At 50.6% G+C, this 16782-nt stretch carries 17 protein-coding genes; 8 read left to right on the top strand and 9 right to left on the bottom strand.

What is annotated here, in order from left to right; translation table 11 throughout:
- Positions 1–62: 62 nt before the first annotated feature.
- Positions 63–512 (bottom strand): peptide-methionine (R)-S-oxide reductase MsrB, encoded by a 450-nt coding sequence (gene msrB / locus D1627_RS15405; RefSeq protein WP_119433170.1) that lies wholly within the window; start codon positions 510–512, stop codon positions 63–65.
- Between the two features lie 138 nt (positions 513–650).
- On the opposite strand from msrB, the gene D1627_RS15400 reads away from it, so the two are divergent.
- On the top strand, positions 651–1580 hold the full coding sequence (locus D1627_RS15400; protein WP_119433169.1) for a 2-hydroxyacid dehydrogenase: 930 nt from the start codon (positions 651–653) through the stop codon (positions 1578–1580).
- A gap of 2 nt (positions 1581–1582) precedes the next feature.
- Positions 1583–1999: a VOC family protein gene (locus D1627_RS15395; RefSeq protein WP_119433168.1), complete on the top strand. Its 417-nt coding sequence runs from the start codon at positions 1583–1585 to the stop codon at positions 1997–1999.
- A 21-nt stretch (positions 2000–2020) separates the two neighbouring features.
- On the opposite strand, the gene D1627_RS15390 is transcribed toward D1627_RS15395, so the two are convergent.
- Positions 2021–3343, bottom strand: a complete 1323-nt coding sequence (locus D1627_RS15390; RefSeq protein ID WP_119433167.1) for an energy transducer TonB — start codon at positions 3341–3343, stop codon at positions 2021–2023.
- Positions 3330–3917, bottom strand: a complete 588-nt coding sequence (locus D1627_RS15385; protein ID WP_233555655.1) for an RNA polymerase sigma factor — start codon at positions 3915–3917, stop codon at positions 3330–3332. Before D1627_RS15385 ends, D1627_RS15390 begins: the two co-directional genes overlap by 14 nt.
- Positions 3918–4029: 112 nt before the next feature.
- On the opposite strand from D1627_RS15385, the gene D1627_RS15380 reads away from it, so the two are divergent.
- Positions 4030–5880, top strand: a complete 1851-nt coding sequence (locus D1627_RS15380) for a vWA domain-containing protein (protein ID WP_119433166.1) — start codon at positions 4030–4032, stop codon at positions 5878–5880.
- A gap of 81 nt (positions 5881–5961) precedes the next feature.
- On the opposite strand, the gene D1627_RS15375 is transcribed toward D1627_RS15380, so the two are convergent.
- Together D1627_RS15375 and D1627_RS15370 are read right to left on the bottom strand one after the other, a co-directional pair.
- Positions 5962–6351 (bottom strand): hypothetical protein, encoded by a 390-nt coding sequence (locus D1627_RS15375; protein ID WP_147383336.1) that lies wholly within the window; start codon positions 6349–6351, stop codon positions 5962–5964.
- 163 nt (positions 6352–6514) lie between these two features.
- The gene (locus D1627_RS15370) at positions 6515–8074 is read right to left on the bottom strand and encodes a protein adenylyltransferase SelO (RefSeq protein ID WP_119433164.1); all 1560 of its coding nucleotides are present in this window, start codon (positions 8072–8074) and stop codon (positions 6515–6517) included.
- 168 nt (positions 8075–8242) lie between these two features.
- Here D1627_RS15370 and D1627_RS15365 point away from each other — a divergent pair, with 168 nt between their 5' ends.
- Entirely contained in the window at positions 8243–8443 is a 201-nt protein-coding gene (locus tag D1627_RS15365) for a hypothetical protein (RefSeq protein ID WP_119433163.1), read from the top strand.
- 10 nt (positions 8444–8453) lie between these two features.
- Here D1627_RS15365 and D1627_RS15360 read toward each other — a convergent pair whose 3' ends face one another.
- Positions 8454–8885 (bottom strand): hypothetical protein, encoded by a 432-nt coding sequence (locus D1627_RS15360; protein ID WP_147383334.1) that lies wholly within the window; start codon positions 8883–8885, stop codon positions 8454–8456.
- 124 nt (positions 8886–9009) lie between these two features.
- Here D1627_RS15360 and D1627_RS15355 point away from each other — a divergent pair, with 124 nt between their 5' ends.
- The 4 genes from D1627_RS15355 (at position 9010) to D1627_RS15340 (ending at position 11986) form a co-directional block, all read left to right on the top strand.
- Positions 9010–9576, top strand: coding sequence for a DUF1543 domain-containing protein (locus D1627_RS15355; protein ID WP_119433161.1), 567 nt, complete (start codon positions 9010–9012; stop codon positions 9574–9576).
- Positions 9577–9917: 341 nt separating this feature from the next.
- The gene (locus D1627_RS15350; RefSeq protein WP_119433160.1) at positions 9918–10454 is read left to right on the top strand and encodes an RNA polymerase sigma factor; all 537 of its coding nucleotides are present in this window, start codon (positions 9918–9920) and stop codon (positions 10452–10454) included.
- The gene (locus D1627_RS15345; protein WP_119433159.1) at positions 10451–11068 is read left to right on the top strand and encodes a cupin domain-containing protein; all 618 of its coding nucleotides are present in this window, start codon (positions 10451–10453) and stop codon (positions 11066–11068) included. Before D1627_RS15350 ends, D1627_RS15345 begins: the two co-directional genes overlap by 4 nt.
- 141 nt (positions 11069–11209) lie before the next feature.
- The gene (locus tag D1627_RS15340) at positions 11210–11986 is read left to right on the top strand and encodes an outer membrane protein OmpK (protein WP_119433158.1); all 777 of its coding nucleotides are present in this window, start codon (positions 11210–11212) and stop codon (positions 11984–11986) included.
- A 181-nt stretch (positions 11987–12167) separates the two neighbouring features.
- On the opposite strand, the gene uvrA is transcribed toward D1627_RS15340, so the two are convergent.
- The 3 genes from uvrA to D1627_RS15325 all read right to left on the bottom strand — a co-directional run bounded on the left by uvrA (position 12168) and on the right by D1627_RS15325 (position 16736).
- Entirely contained in the window at positions 12168–14735 is a 2568-nt protein-coding gene (uvrA, locus tag D1627_RS15335; protein ID WP_119433157.1) for an excinuclease ABC subunit UvrA, read from the bottom strand.
- Positions 14736–14885: 150 nt separating this feature from the next.
- Entirely contained in the window at positions 14886–15512 is a 627-nt protein-coding gene (locus tag D1627_RS15330) for a c-type cytochrome (protein ID WP_119433156.1), read from the bottom strand.
- 165 nt (positions 15513–15677) lie between these two features.
- Positions 15678–16736, bottom strand: coding sequence for a proline iminopeptidase-family hydrolase (locus D1627_RS15325; RefSeq protein WP_119433155.1), 1059 nt, complete (start codon positions 16734–16736; stop codon positions 15678–15680).
- Positions 16737–16782 lie beyond the last annotated feature (46 nt).

The raw sequence follows: 16782 nt of genomic DNA, 5'->3' as shown, positions 1-16782 counted from the left end.
CGCCAGTCGTAAGTACTAAAGCAACGGCAGGTTCCAAAGGTTTTAAATTTAATGAATCTACATTAAACTTCCTGTTTCACCATACTTGTCGAGTTTACACAGTAGCGCAGGCCGGGAGCTTCGGGGCCATCGTTAAAAACATGCCCCAGGTGGCTGTCGCATACATTGCAAACTGCCTCGATGCGCTTCATATTATGGCTGTTGTCGAAAACATACTTTATGGCCGCCTTGCTGGCTGGCTGCGTAAAACTGGGCCAGCCCGAGGCAAGCGCCTTAAACTGGTTACTGGCATTAAACAGCAGTTGCCCGCAGCAAACACAAATATACCTGCCAGGCTCAAACGAGCGGCAGTAGGCGTTTTTATAAGGCTTTTCGGTGCCTTTTTGCCTGGTAACCTCGTACTGTTCTGGCGTTAAAAGCTGCCGCCATTCCTGCTCCGTTTTCTCCGCACGGCGAGTTGGCTCTGGGTTACCGTAGGTGGCATACTTAATTATATCGATCCAGCGCAGCATAAGAGAGTATTTTACAGATATTTGGCCGAAACTCAGCTTTCAGAAAAACGTGGCTGCATCTTATTGGGTTTAGATACATCCTTTTCTGAAAAGGATGTTAACTTTGTTTATCACAAATCCTCTTAAAATTGTAATTCCATGTCGATAGTTATAGTAAGCGAAGGAAAAGACCCTAGCGCATGGGTAGATGCCCTGAAGCAGGCAAGGCCGGAGCTTAACCTGTATGTTTACCCTGATGTTGCAGATAAAAGCGATGTCACCTTCGCTCTTGCCTGGAACCACCCGCCCGGCGTGTTTCAGGACTACCCGAACCTGCGCTGCATTTCCTCGATGGGAGCAGGCGTAGATCATATCCTCCGGGATACAAAACTGCCGGAGCAGGCTACCATCACCCGCATCATCGACGAAAACCTGACGCAAGACATGGGCGAGTATGTGGCGGCGCAGGTACTTAACCACACCCGCACCCTGGGGGCCTATAAAGCGCTGCAACAGCAGGAAAAATGGCAGCCACTGGCTTACAAGCGAGCCAAGGATGTGCGCGTGGGTATTATGGGGCTTGGCAAACTAGGCGCCCATGTAGCCACTATTATGGTTGGCCTGGGCTTTAACGTGAGTGGCTGGGCCCGAACAAAAAAGGAATTAGTTGGCGTAAACGTGTTTTTTGGGGATGATACGCTGGATAGCTTTCTTGTTCAGGCCGATGTGCTGGTTTGTTTGCTGCCTCTAACTCCAGAAACAAAAGGCATTTTAAACCTGGCTAACCTGCGAAAGCTGCCGCAAGGAGCCTACGTGATTAATGCTGCGCGCGGCGAGCATGTGGTAGAAGCCGACTTGCTGCAAGCGCTGGAAAGCGGGCACCTGTCCGGGGCGGCGCTGGATGTTTTCGAAAAGGAGCCCCTGCCACAAGGGCACGCTTACTGGAGCCACCCCAACGTATTTATTACGCCACACATGGCCAGCAAAACCGACCCGACCTCGGTAGTGCCGCAGGTACTGGAAAACTACGACAGGCTGCAAAACAGCGAGCCCTTGCAAAATATTGTTTCACCCAAAAAAGGCTACTAAGTATGAGCAATGCGTTTCATTATGCTTTTAAAGTAAAGGATATTGCCTCCACACGCAGATTTTATGTTGATATCTTAGGCTGCGCCGAGGGTCGTAGCACCGAGCACTGGATCGACTTTGATTTCTTCGGCAACCAACTTTCTGCGCACGTAAGCGAACATATCCCACCCCTCGATTACTGTGGCCAGGTAGATGGTATACGCGTGCCTGTGCCTCATTTCGGCTGCATCCTGAAGTATGAAGAGTTTATCAACCTTCAGGAACGCCTTACCCAACACGAGATTGAATTTGTTGTAAAACCCTATACCCGCTACGCCGGCAAAACCGGGGAGCAACTCACCATGTTTTTCCTGGATATGAGTGGCAACCCGCTGGAGTTTAAAGCTTTTAAAAACGACGAGGAGATCTTTGCGGGATAACGGGTTTGGCTGAACTTATACTTACTTTCTAAACCGTACAGAAACTTTTACAGAACTGCTTACAGGCAGCCCGTTTTTAGTGGCGGCCTGCCATGCCGGGCCTTCCTGCACCAGGCGCAGGGCTTCGGCATCGCAAGCAGGGCAGAGGCTTTTGGTGATGCGGAGATCCTGAAGCGTGCCATCTGCAGTTATCGTGAAATTGACTTTTACCTTGCCCGCCTCCGGCACGGGGCGCTGATTGACTTGCAGGTATTTTTTATACTTTCGCCACCCGATGACAGGCTGTGCTTGTTCATGCTCTTTCGTTTTTTCGTGGCCGTATCCGGTCACTACTACTTCGCTTAAGGCATTCGTATCCTGTGCCAGCACTACGTTTGCCTGTGTTTCGTTTTTAGCAAGCGGCAGCTCTTTGGTGTAGTAGCCGATAAAGCTGAAGCGAAGGGTCTGGCTGGTATCGGCAGGTACAGGAAGGCGATAGATGCCGTCGGGCCCTGTGATGGCCGCTGCGGACTTATCTTTTAACATCACCACCACGCCCGGCAACGGTTCGCCTTCAGGAGATACTACTCTGCCAGTTACCTGCTTTTGGTTTGTAGCCGGCAAACTGCTTACCCCACGAATTGTAATGGCGCTTTTATTCTCCCGGAAGGCGCTACTCTCGGCTATTGATTTTGATGCTTGTCTGCTGGTAGCCGCTATACTTGCCCGTGGAATGCTATCTGCATTGGTTTGGCTTTTCACCGCTTCGCTTATATCTGCCAGGTAATTCCCATCGGCTTGTTCTAAAGCTATCGTTTCCTTTTCCTTGCTTGCCGGAGCTATGCTTTCCTGAGGTTTAGGCTCATTCAAACGTTTTGCCGGAGCAGCTTTTTTAGGCGGTAAGGCGGCTGCTATACTTTCCGCTGCCGCTTCCTGCTTTTCTGGTCTGGCCGGTGGCGGAAGTGGGGCATAGCGTGGGTTTATACTTTCCTGCTGCGTTTCTGTTTTGGCAAGTGCTGGCTGTGGCTGCTCTTTTGGCAGGTTGTAGTATAGCACCAGCACGGCTGAGCAAACCAGCACAAGTATGGCCGCAGCCACCTGCCAGTACGGTACCGCCTTTCGCTGGCCTGGCTCCAGTTTGGCACGGATGCGTTGCTTGATCAAGGCCACAGTGGCTCTGGTGCGTCGCTCATCAGAAAGCTCCATACCTTCCAGCACATCGGCACACAGTGCGCAACCCAGCACATGCCGCTCTAGCGGGTGCTGCAGAGTTACGGGCAGGCTGCCTTGCTGGTACTGCCGCAGCATTTCCAGCGAAGGGTGCTCGCCTTCGGGCCAAAGTATGATCTGCTTATCGTGGTGCATGGTGCTTCTCCATGTAAATTTTAAGGTTGCGCTTTCCGTTTTGGATATAGCTTTTCACTTTGCTGAGTTCGTAGCCCGTCAGGTCGGTTATCTCCCGGTAGCTTTTCTGCTGCAGGTAAAATAACTCTACACAGGTGTTTTGCTCTGCTGGCAAGGCTTGCAGGGCCTCACGCAAAAGCTGTTCTGCCGCTTCGGTCTGCTCTGCCTCTGTAAGATGCAGCGGCTCGTGGTTTTCCATAAGCGGTGGCCAGTTTTCGTCGAGGTTTAAAGTGGCTGCCTGGCCCTTTTGCGCCCGCAGCTGCATCAGGCAGTGGTTTTTTGTGGCGGTATAAAGCCAGCCCTTAAAGTTAGCCACATCGTGTTGCAGCAGCGCTTTTGTAAGGTGCTCAAACAGCTGCATGGTGGCATCCTTGCTTTCTTCCTCATCCCGAAGGTATTTCCTGCAAACTAGGAACACCATTTCCGAGTGCCGCTGAAACAACTCAGCTAGATGCGCCAGCTCCCCGGTCTCGCGGTACAGGCGCAGCAGCTCCGCATCAGGCGGCGGTGGCGCACTGTTGGTAAACAACTTCATGAAAAAGGGGAGCATTTGCAGCATGGTATCCTAAAGAAAGTAATTTTTTTTCAGAGAGGCTTATGGAATTTACCATGCGGCTGCATCCTATAGGAAACAAACGCTAAAAGCCATGAAAAACACAATCTACCCGCTGTTGCTCGCCCTATTGATGTTTGGCCTGCACGCACATGCCCAGGCCGTGCTAACCGTTAGCGGCACCGTAACCGATAGCCAGAACGGAGCGCCTTTGCCCGGCGTGATCGTGCAGCAAAAAAACAGCCAGACCGGCACACTTACCGATAAGGACGGAAAGTATAGCCTGACCGTGCCCGACGAGCAAGCCATACTTGTTTTCAGGTTTATCGGCTACCAAACCGAAGAAGTGAAAGTAGGTAAAAAACGCACCATCAACATCAGCCTAAAACCTGACACGCGTGCTTTGCAGGAAGTAGTGGTAACTGGCCTGAGCAAACAAAGGAACAGTGTGATGATACGGGGAGTTGCCTCAGCGCCGCCGGCTAGTAGCATGAGTTACGTGAGCTACGAGCAGTTGCCGCACAACACCGAGAACTATGCCTACCTAAAGGAAAGCACGTTTCAGAATGCCAAAAAATCGCCTCTCTCAACGTTTTCTATTGATGTGGACAGAGCCTCGTACAGCAACGTGCGCCGTTTCCTGAACCAGGGCCAAAAACCGCCCGTGGATGCCGTGCGCATCGAGGAGATGCTGAATTACTTTACCTATGACTACCCGCAGCCAAGCGGTGCGGCGCCTTTTGAAGTATACACCGAGCTCGCTGCCTGCCCCTGGAACAAGGAAAACCAACTGCTGCACATCGGTTTGCAGGGCAAAGACATCCCCACGGATAAACTGCCACCGGCCAACCTTGTCTTTCTGCTTGATGTATCGGGCTCCATGTCGATGCCGGACAAGCTGCCCCTGCTGAAAGCTGGCATGCGTCTGCTGGTAAACGAGCTACGCCCCCAGGATAAAGTGGCGCTGGTGGTGTATGCCGGGGCCGCAGGACTGGTGCTACCGCCAACACCTGGCAACCAGAAAGAGAAAATACTGCAGGCCCTGGATCAGTTGCAGGCAGGAGGCTCCACGGCCGGGGGCGAAGGTATAAAACTGGCCTATAAAATAGCCGAGGAAAGCTTTGCGAAAGGGGGCAACAACCGGGTTATACTTGGCACCGACGGCGACTTTAACGTAGGCGTGAGCAGCGACGGCGAAATGACCCGGCTCATCGAGGAAAAACGCGAAACAGGCATTGCCCTGACCGTGCTGGGGTTCGGAACAGGCAACCTGAAAGACTCGCGCATGGAGCAGCTGGCCGATAAGGGCAACGGCAATTACGCGTACATCGACAATATACTGGAAGCCAAAAAAGTGTTTATCAATGAGTTTGGTGGCACGCTGTTTACCATTGCCAAAGATGTGAAACTGCAGTTGGAGTTTAACCCTGCCCACGTGAAAGCCTACCGCCTGATAGGCTACGAGAACCGCACCCTACAAAGCGAAGACTTTAACGACGATAAGAAAGATGCCGGTGAGCTGGGTGCGGGCCATACTGTAACCGCACTCTACGAAATTGTGCCTGCCAGCGCCAAAAGCAACAGCACGGGCACTATGGATGATCTGAAGTACCAGCAATCCGAACTGAGCAAGAAAGCCACCGCCTCCAACGAGATACTTACACTAAAGCTGCGCTACAAAGAGCCACAGGGCACCGAAAGCAAACTGATCTCCAGCACTGTTTTAGCAGGCTCCTTCAAAAAGAATACATCGGATAACTTCAGGTTTGCAGCGGCGGTAGCTTCGTTTGGTATGCTGCTCCGCGAGTCGGAGTTTAAAGGCGACGCCAGCTATGCGCAGGTGCTGGAGCTGGCCCAGGGCGCTCAGGGGAAAGACACCGAAGGTTACCGGGCAGAGTTTATCAGGTTGGTAAAATCCAGATCGCTGCTTAGCGAGAAGCGCTAACTATGTAAGTATAACTCAACCAAAGCATAAAGCCAACTGCAATACGGCAGTTGGCTTTATGCTTTGGTTGAGTTAGTGAAATTACTCGTCTTCGCCAGATTTAATAGCGGCGCTTTTCGCTTTGGAGGCCTGGTCTTCGGCTTTTTGTCGGGCTTTCTGGGCTTTTTGCTCCATTTTCTGGGATCGTTTAGCTTCTGAGGCTGCCTTGGTGGCTTGCTTGTGGGCATTTTTTGCCTCGTCATACTTCTTCTTGGCGGCATCTAGTTCGGCTTTCGCTTCATTTAGCGTCCGCTTGGTTTCTTTGGTTCTGGCTTCCCTAACCTTAACAAGTGAGTCAGTCAGGTAAAGATTGCGCTGGTCTTGTTGCACGCGCGTGGTTGGTACTTGCTGACTTGCCACCTGGGCAGAACTAGTTTGTGCAACTAGCATTGTCAGAATAGCAACACATAAGGAAGTGAGTAAATTTTTCATAATGCAAAAGGTTGGTTTCTAATGCTTTATACGTTATTTAAAACTATTGTTTATCCTGTGTTATGAATTGGCATTAGATTTTTCCTTGCCTGGCATAAAAAACGCTGCCTAGACTCTTAGGCAGCGTTTTTTATGCTTTTAGTTGAAATGAATATTTACGCAACTAAGAACTGCATGAGAGCATAGAGCAACCTGCTTTTTCGTTGGCCCAGTCGGGGCGTTTGGCGTAAAACTCTGGGTACACATCAGCATATGGCTGTTTTATTGCCGCTTGCAGTTTTTGGAATAGCGTATCATCCCCGGTTTGCTCCAGTTGTTCAATGGCCTGATGCAGTAAGTAGTTCCGAAGTATAAAAAGCGGGTTTGCCTCCCGCATCAACTGCTGCGATGCCTGCCGAGTGATGGTGTTCGTGTTGAGGCGCTCCAAGTATGAAACGATCATGGTATAAAGCGCCTGCTTTTGGTCTGCTGTTAGTGAAGTATACAGGCTGTCTGCAAAATGCGCCGCTACCTCATCGGCTGTGGCTACAAACAGCGGCAGCTCTATCAGCAACTGATAAAAGATTGTCATGTCTGGTTGTATACTTGCCAGCGTTTCCTCTACCTTGTTCAGCAGTGGAATATCATCTTTGCGCACCTGGTCTAAGCCTAATTTTCTGCCGAGCATGGCATAGTATTTCTGCCAGTAAATCGGCTTGTAGCTTTCCAGGGTTTCCACCAGTTGCTCTTTGGGCACTAGCGGAAGCAGCGCGCTGGCCAGGCAGCCAAGGTTCCAGTAGCCAATGGTTGGCTGGTTACCAAACGCGTAGCGGCGGCCCGGCAAGTCGGTGGTGTTAGGTGTAAAGCTCAGATCGTAGGCATCTACGAAAGAGTAGGGACCATAATCAATGGTCAGGCCCAGGATAGACATGTTGTCGGTGTTCATTACGCCATGCACAAAACCCACGCGCATCCACTCAACCATTAACTCCGCTGTGCGTTCCACAACCTCTTTATACCACGTCAGAATTTTATTGTCGCCTTGGATGTGCGGGTAATAGCGCGTGATGGTCCAGTCCACCAGTTTGGTCAGGTTCTCTGTTTCCTTGCGGGCGGCCAGCAGCTCAAAGTTACCGAAGCGCAGAAAGCTAGGCGCAGTACGCATAACGATGGCGCCGGGCTCGTGGGCGGCATTGCCGTTATAGAACATATCGCGCAGCACCGGCTCGCCGGTAGAAACAAGGCTAAGCGCGCGGGTAGTGGGGACACCCAGGTAATGCATGGCCTCGCTCATGAGGTACTCGCGCACCGAAGAGCGGAGCACGGCACGCCCATCTGCGCGACGGGAGTAAGGCGTAGGGCCTGCACCTTTTAGTTGGAGTTCCCAGGTATGGCCGTCAGGTTTTTCCCACTCGCCCAGCGTAATGGCGCGGCCATCGCCCAGTTGTCCGGCCCAATTGCCAAACTGATGGCCGGCATAGCAGGCTGCGTAGGGGTACATGGTATCGGTAACGTGGTTGCCGCCCAGTATATCAATTTCCTCCTGCGTCTCGGGTTTCTGAATACCAAGCTCAGCGGCGAGTTCATCAGTCCAGGCTACTAGTTTCGGTGCGGTAACAGGTGTGGGTATGGCTTTGCTATAGAGCATGCCGGGCGTCTGGCGAGGTTGTAGGTCCCCGCTTTCATCGCCCGGAAATGTATCTGTAAATTCCTTTTTGTATACTTTAGTGTGAAGGCTCTGCATCAGAAGTATAAGTTAAAATGAAATGGCGCGGCATCAGGGTTGCGCTGCCGGGTAAGCAACATGCGTTGCATGAAAATAGTTATCCAGCAAAGTATAAACTTGCTGCTGCATATCCTTAAAGGCCTTGCCACGTATCTATCTTAAATCGCTATTAACAGCCTCATTCCTATGGAAAACAGCCAGACCACCAAAACGCTCAAAAGCCTGATTCAAAATCCGAACGATCTGGCCGAAATATTAAAGGACCCTGCCAAAGGCGGTATAGATTTCTTTAATGGACTGTCGACGAGAGAAAAGCAGTATGTGATATTTGCCGCTGCTGCCGGCCTGGCAATCTACGGCATTTACATCGGGCGAAAAGGGAAGTAAGCCAAACGGCTTAGCGTCGGCCTTTGCCCTTGCGCGCTGCTTTGGCGGCTTTGCTTTTTTCAGTTTTTAGGTGCTTAAACTCCTCGTTCGAAACCGTGACAGTATAGTACACCGACGTTACGATCGTCAGGTTTTCATCAAAATCATAGGCGGTTTCTATGGTCAGCTCCTTGTTTTCGTTCAAAACATAGTCCTCACCGTCTTTATCGTAAACTAAGAATTCATACTCGCCTTCCTCCAGGTGCTTGTTATCGGTGCGGGCCAGGCAGTCGCCGGTAATAACGAGCGGTGTTTCCAGTTTGTCTTCAAAATCGAAGGGCTGGTAAAAGCGGCCGTCCTTTTTGTGCGTGATGTACTCTATCACATCAATATACACTTCGATATCCTTGTTCTTTGTGTCGCGGCTGGTTTTTATATCCTGGATATTTCCTTTGAGTCTCATGGTTATAAGTATAAAGCTGAAAGTTTGAAAGGCCGGTTCCTTGCAAAGGCAGGCCATACTTTCCTGCGAAGATAAGAAGTATAAAATTAACGCGTTTCCGGGCGATTGTTGGTATACTTGCAGCATGCAAGACCTTAAACTTTTTATGCTGATGCTTGGCTGCACCCCAAAGGGGCGGCACACAGAGCAACACGACATTTTCTTCGGCGTTGCCACTACCGTAAAAGAACTGGTGCCTGAGATCAAAGCGTTTTGGCCCGAGGCGAAAGGCGACATCCATGTGGATGCCTGGCGCGAAGTGACCAAAGTGGATGGCTATAGCGTAACGGTTGTGCCCAAAACCGGCGCACCCGAACCTGCCGAAGAAGCCGACAAGCTTTTCTTCCTGAACCTGGGTGGCTACAAGCCGGGTGAGTTTGATGAGTTTCATTACAAAATGCTGGCTGTGGCCCAAACCCAAGCCGATGCCGTGAAGCAGGCAAAGCAAACAGCTTTTTATAAACATACCGGCTTTAAGGGCGCCACCTCGCACATCGATGACAAGTATGGCGTAGACGTGGACGACCTGGTGCAGGTGAAGGACATCCTGCCTGAGCACACCAAGCAAAAGTACAGCCTGCGCCTGGAAGCCGGAAGCATGGCCGAGGAAAACGAAATGCACCTGGGTTACTTTCAGTTGCATAAGTTGTAGCCCTCATCCCCGGACTTTTATTATTCGGTGCTTTAGCGTTTCATGAATAACATTTCGTTGTTTTTGCGTATGGATAAAAACATTTCCTGAACAGCGTAAAAAACCTGGATGCATGGGGCTGCGCATACTTGCCTACCCGGAAACTTAACGGACGCCGATTGCCCTCAGGCAGCGGCTACGTTAGCAATTCAGCGTCAGAGCGCACTAAGATTTACAGGGCGTTTCTACGTTCCCTGTTTTCTCAAGCCAAAGGTTTAGGTTATTATAAAGGAGTTAGTTAAATTTAAAGAGCTTTCCGGCGGGGTAAACCCATATTGCCTAACCCGGAAAATGAATAAAGTATGTCTGGAATTAATCTTCGGGGAGAAACTGAGCAAAGTTTGGTAGAGGCCCTACAACAAGGGAAACAGGAAGTGCTAGGCTTGCTATATGATGCTTATGCCCCTGTAATGATGGGTGTTATTACACGCATTGTTGATGATGAGCATCTAGCCGAAGAAGTGCTGCAAGAAACATTTGTGGCCATTTGGTCGCGCATTGGCATCTACGACTGCACTAGAAACAGGTTTCTGACCTGGGGGTTGGCTATTGCACGCGGTATTGCCCTGGAGGCTGTAAAAAAAGCAAAACAGGCGCCCCACATTATCAAGACTGAAACAGAGAATTTAAAAGTGGGGGCAGATGGGAAGGGGTATTATCTGTTTTTAAAGCAGCCACTTTGTAACCTGGAACCAGAGGAGCGGACTATACTTGAGCTGATTTACCTGAAAGGCTATACCTGTCCCGAGGCAGCAGCCAAACTGGGAATTACAGAAACAGACTTACGGACGAGTTTAAAAAAGGCATTTATACAACTAAAAGCAGAAAAATCGGCATGAACCCTATCCAAGATATCATAGAATCCGGGGTTTTGGAGCTGTATGCCTTGGGTGCTGCTAGTCCGGGGGAGGTGGCACAAGTGGAGCGCCTGGCTGCCGAGCACCCTGAGGTTCATCAGGAAATTAATGCCATCAGCCAAGCCATAGAACGCTATGCGCAGGCGCATGCCGTACAGCCATGCAACACGGTAAAGCCATTGATGCTTGCCACCATCGATTATATGGAGCGGATGAAGCGCGGCGAGCTTCCTTTGTCGCCTCCTATCCTCACTGAGAAATCGCGCTCACAAGACTTCGAAAAGTGGCTAACCCGGCAGGATATGCGCCTGCCGTCAGATGCCGATGCTATCTTCGCAAAAATTATAGGCTACACACCGGCTGCCACCACTGCCATTGTTTGGATACACGGTGCAACCGATTTTGAGGTGCACCATGACGAACTGGAGCGTTTCCTGATTCTGGAAGGAGCCTGCACCATTACAATTGCTGGAGAAAAGCACCCTCTGAAGCCAGGCGATTTCTTTGCGATTCCGCTGCATGTACCCCATAGCGTGCAAGTTACCTCCGAAGAGCCCTGCAAAGCCATTTTGCAGCGCCTTAGCGCAGCTCAATAAGCCGAGCGTGCTTTTAAATAGCATATGCCGAGTATAAATTACTGCTTTATAAAGCAGAAAGCGCGGCGCATAGGCAGGTGATTTTAAAACAAGGCTTTAACTTTGCGGCTTGCTAAAAATCATCAACCTTAATTTACATCCATGTGTTTTAATTATACTGAGATAGCTTTTTCTGTTGCAAGAAAGTTTGCGCTGCTGCTGTCTGTGTCGCTTACGATGCTGCTTTATGAGCAAGCAGAAGCGCAGGTTATTTATCAGGGCGGCTCTAACGTGCAGTTTTTATATGGCCGCCACCTGAACCACTCCGGCGATTTAGCCACCATCACGTTTGAGCATTTTGGTGCTGCTGGCGCTTTTGAGCATTTCGGATTTGCAGATCTATCCAACGATGTTAGCCTGGCTAGCCCGGATCTTTACCTGGAGTGGTACCCAAAACTTAGCCTGAGTCGCGCTACGGGTAGCGAGATTAAATTGGGGCCGATAAAGGATGTTTTGGTAGCCGGAGGTATAAACGTGTTATTCGGCGGACCGGAAGATTTTGCCGCTTATGTGGCGGGCACGGCCTTTAAATTTAATATTCCGGGCAATGGTTTGCTGCAGCTGGAAACTTACTACTATAAGCAGGACGGCAGCGAATATGATGGTACGTATCAGTTTACGCCAAGCTGGGATGTCCCGCTCCCTGTATCTGAAAAAGTGCACCTGCGCTTTCGGGGTTTTATGGATTTTATCGGAGATCGCGGGCCGGGCACAACCCAGTACCTAACTCAACCGCAACTTTTCCTGGATTTAGGTAATACCTGGAACAAGCCAGGCAAGGTATACTTGGGTTCTGAGTGGCGTTACTGGAACAATGTGGCGGGTATTAAAGGGCTGGATGAATCAATCTTACAAGCTAACTTATTGATTAACCTGTAACAGGTATAGCCTCAAAAAAAAGCCGCAGCCATTTATTTATACTTTCTGGCTGCGGCTTTTTTTATACTTTACACGGCTTAAGAAAACCTTAGCCTGCGCGAGCGCCTGCTTGTTCCTCCTATGTAATTTTATACTTAGAGTAGGCATAAAGAACCCTGGCCAACCGCATCAATTCTTTAAGTTAACTTGCCGCAAGCTCTCCCTGCATGGCTTTAAGTGCTTTTTGCAGGTATGGAGCGGTTTTGCTGTTTTTCGCCTTTGCCACTGTTTCTGGTGTACCTTCCGCCACAATGTGTCCGCCGTCCTCGCCAGCTCCAGGGCCTATGTCGATTACCCAATCGCTGCCAGCCACTACACGCATATCGTGCTCCACAACAATAACCGTATTGCCCGCATCGACCAGGCTATGCAACTGTTTTACCAGTTTATCTACGTCAGAAGGGTGCAGGCCAGTGGTTGGTTCATCGAGGATGTAAAGCGTGTTGCCTCGCTGCGCCTTCTGTAATTCGGAGGCCAGTTTAATACGTTGCGCTTCGCCACCGGAAAGTTCTGTGGCTGGCTGGCCCAACCTTAGGTAGCCCAGGCCTACTTCGCGCAGCATTGTCAGGGCACGGTGCACGGGAGCCTCCTCCGCAAAAAACTCCCAGGCGGTATCTACGGTCATGGCGAGCACATCTGCTATGTTTTTATCCCGGTACGTAACCTCCAGTGTTTTGGCATTATACCTTGCGCCGTGGCATACAGGGCAGGGGGCATATACACTTGGCAGAAAAAGCAGTTCCACCATTACAAAGCCTTCGCCCTGGCAGTTGTCGCAGCGGCCTTTGGCTACGTTAAACGAGAAGCGTCCGGCATCATACTTGCGTTTGCGGGCCAGTGGCGTAGCGGCAAACAGCTTACGCACATGGTCGAAGAGGCCGGTGTACGTTGCCATGTTAGAGCGCGGCGTGCGGCCTATTGGTTTTTGATCGACGCGAACAAGCCGTTTGATGCGCTCCATGCCCTCTATAATCTCACCGCCAATGGTAACCGGTGCTTCTTCCCGCTCCAACTCATTTGCCTCTTCCTCTTCAGGGGTAACCGTCTGGCCTAGGTAAGTAGCTACCAGTTCCACCAGCACCTGACTCACCAAGCTCGATTTCCCGGAGCCCGAAACACCTGTAACCGATGTGAAAACGCCTAGCGGGAAAGCCGCATCTAACTGATGCAGGTTGTTTCTGGAAACACCGGTTAACCGCAGCCAGGCATCCGGCTTGCGCAATGTACGCGGTTCAGACACAATCCGGCCAAAAAGATACCCTCCGGTACGGGATTCCTGCACCTGCCGCAAGCCTTCCGGTTGGCCGCTATACAGCACCTCTCCACCTTTCTCGCCTGCATCCGGGCCCACATCTACAATCCAGTCGGCGTGCCGGATAACCTCCAAGTCATGCTCTACAATAAACAGTGAGTTTCCGGCTTTTTTTAGATTTGCCAGTGCCTCCAACAGGGATACTTTATCAGCGGGATGTAAGCCGGCAGAAGGCTCATCAAGTACATACACCACACCAAAAAGGTGCGAGTAAAGCTGTGTAGCCAGCCGCAGGCGCTGCAACTCGCCAGGAGATAGGGTAGGTGTGCTGCGCTCCAGGGATAAATAGCCCAAACCCAGGTTTAGCAAGACCTGAATGCGTGCACGCAGGTCCTCGGCAATGCGTTGCGCTACAATGGCCTGCTCCGGGTGCTCGGCCTCCTGTTTAGCATGCCCTTTGTTTTCTCCTTCAGCGTACGGGGCAAGTATACTTTCCACGCGTTTCAGCGGCAACCGCGACAACTCAGTAATATCCAGACCCGCAAATTTCACAGAGAGTGACTCAGGGCGGAGGCGCTTGCCCTGGCAGGTGGGGCAGTCGGTGCTGAGCATGTACTGCATTACCCGCTTTTTCATGAGCGGGCTGTTGGTGTTTGCAAACGTATGAAATACGTGGCGGCGGGCACTGCTAAAGGTGCCCATGTAGCTTGGTTCGGCTTTGCGTTTCAGGGCGCGTTGCGTTTGCTCCGGTGTATAACCAGGGTAGACCGGCACCACAGGTTGCTCATCGGCAAACAAGATCCAGTCCCGGTCTTTCTGTGGAAGCTCCCGCCAGGGTATGTCTATATTATAACCGAGCGTAACCAAAATATCACGCTGGTTTTGCCCGCCCCAGGCAGTAGGCCAGGCCGCGATGGCACGTTCTCTAATCGTAAGGGAGTCGTCGGGCACCATGGATTTTTCAGTTACCTCGTAGATGCGGCCAAGTCCGTGGCAGGTGGGGCAAGCCCCTTCGGGCGTGTTTGGAGAGAAAGCCTCTGCATAGATAATAGACTGACCTTCAGGATAGTCACCGGCACGGGAGTAGAGCATGCGCAGCAAGTTAGAGAGCGTGGTAACACTGCCTACCGAGGATCGGGTTGTTGGCGTGCCGCGCTGCTGCTGCAAAGCAACGGCAGGGGGCAAACCATCAATCGTATCTACTTCGGGCACTGCCATTTGGTGAAACAGCCGCCGGGCATACGGCGAAACCGATTCGAGGTAACGGCGCTGGGCCTCTGCGTACAACGTGCCAAAAGCCAGCGATGATTTACCAGAGCCTGATACACCTGTAAAAACAACCAGCGCATCCCGTGGTATTTCGAGGTTGATATTTTTCAGGTTGTGTTCCCGTGCGCCACGAATCTTTACAAAGCCTTTAAATGTTGTTTTATCTGTGTGCTGAATTTCTTCTGCCATGTATTGCGGTATACTTATTAAATCGCGTTCAAAGCCAATGTCTTCAATAAGGAAAGGCAGAACGTACTGTCAGTTTACTGCAATTTAAGAATTATAGTTGGAGCGGCTGCGACGGGTAAAAGTATGCTTTGGAGCCGAATAAAGTAGAGCCTATTTGCCTGGTGCCGGCGACACGGGTGGCTTAGGCGAAGGCACTACATTAGCGATAGGCTTGGTGGACTTTAGGTAGGCAAAGATGGCTTTTAGCTCTTCATCGGTCATATTTTGGTACATTGGCCAGGGCATGGGCGGCAATAGTGAACGGGCAGATTCTATACCTTTATACTTTCCTTTCCGCATAGATGTGATAAAGTTTTTCTCCTGCCAGTTACCTATTCCGGTTTTATCGGAAGTGAGGTTAGCGGCGTAAGAAATACCCCAAGGGCCAACCCATGCCGTAAGCGTTTCGGTAACCACCTGACCCTTTTGCTCCACCTCGGCACGGTTCACATCTGGTGCTGGTAGCTTTGCCGGGTGCCCGGATAACAGCCGGGTGCTATCCAGTTCAAAACCCTCGGCTGTCATCTTCTTAGGTGTATGGCAATCGTGGCATCCAGAAATCCAGACCAGATGCTCGCCGTAAGCGATCTGGCTTTTAAAGCCGCCATACGTTGGTGTGCTTTGAATTACTTTAGTTGCGCTTTTGCCTTTAGCTGCTAAAGGAGCTTGAGAACCTCCCACCAGAAAGCCAATACCCGCTCCTATGCAAATAGCAATTAAATAGTATAGCTTCTTCATAGTTAAAAATATACTTAGGTAAGTGTATTTTTAACTTGCTGGTATGCAATAAGTTGTATGTATTTGGTTATGAAGGTATAAAAGTTTGTGGAGAGATGTAAGAAAATGGCAAATACGAATAAATATCTTAAATGCTTACTATAAACACTAAAGCTCTTTCGCCTCTTAAAGCTTCCCACCCTGATCTACAGCTTTGATAAATGACACAAGGCCCTTGAAGTATGTTTTCTGATCATCATACATAGCCATGTGGCTCCCTTTGGGGCAGTTAAGGTAGCTGCCTTCCGGTAACTGAGTTGCCATCCATTCCATGTGTTTAGGGTCCATCGTGTCGTGGGTTGCGCCGATGGTGAGTGTGGGTACTGTTATCTTTTCTAAGTCAGCTGACCTGTCCCAGTTTTTGAGTGAGGCGTTGCCACTGATGCCGAACTCGCTGGGGCCCTGCATCTGTACATAGATTGTCTGGTTCATGTGGTTGAACATGCGCATCACTGGGTCTGGCCACTGCTCAACGGGCATCCGGAGAGCATGCTTGGTGTAAAAGTTGGGAAGCAAAAGTTCCATGTACCGTGGGTTCGAGAAGTCATTGTCTGCTTCCAACTGTTTAACCTCAGCGAGCACCGCCGGTGCCATCTGGGGGCCCAGCACTTCCTGTGCGTATTTATTATAAGCCGGCACACTCGACATCATATTCGAAATGATGAGCCCTTTCAATTTGTCCTGATACTTTAGCGCATACTCCATGGCAAGGATCCCTCCCCAGGAGTGACCTAGCAGATAGAAATTCTCCTTATTAAGTTGCAAAGCTGCCCGCACCTGCTCCACCTCCTCTACAAAACGGTCTATATTCCAAAGGCTGGTGTCCTGGGGTTGGTCGCTGTAATGGGAGCCAAGTTGGTCGTAGTAATAATATTCTATCCCTTCTTCCGGAAAATAACTGTCGAAGCACTCGAAAGCTTCATGAGTACCGCCTGGCCCGCCGTGCAGCAACAGTACCTTCATGGTCGGGTTATTGCCAACGCGCTTCGTCCATACCTTAAAATCGCCTTTAGGTGTTGAAATCTTGATCTGGCGTGCGCCCCCGCTTAACTCATCTTCTTTACCAGCACTGTCCAGGTATTCGGCCAGGTCCGGGCGCTTTTCTGCTGGCTCGTCTCCGGAAGGGGAGGAGCAGCTCATTAGGCCGCAAAAGCAGGTAAGTATAACAGCTGTAAGTGGTTTCATATGTGTGAAGTTAAGTTGTGAGAGAACGAAGCGTATTAGTAAATAT

Origin of the sequence: Pontibacter oryzae (genome assembly GCF_003576375.1) — a bacterium.
Classification (GTDB): domain Bacteria; phylum Bacteroidota; class Bacteroidia; order Cytophagales; family Hymenobacteraceae; genus Pontibacter; species Pontibacter oryzae.
The sequence above is the reverse complement of the archived record's forward strand: the minus strand, read 5'-3'. Positions and strand labels throughout refer to the sequence as shown.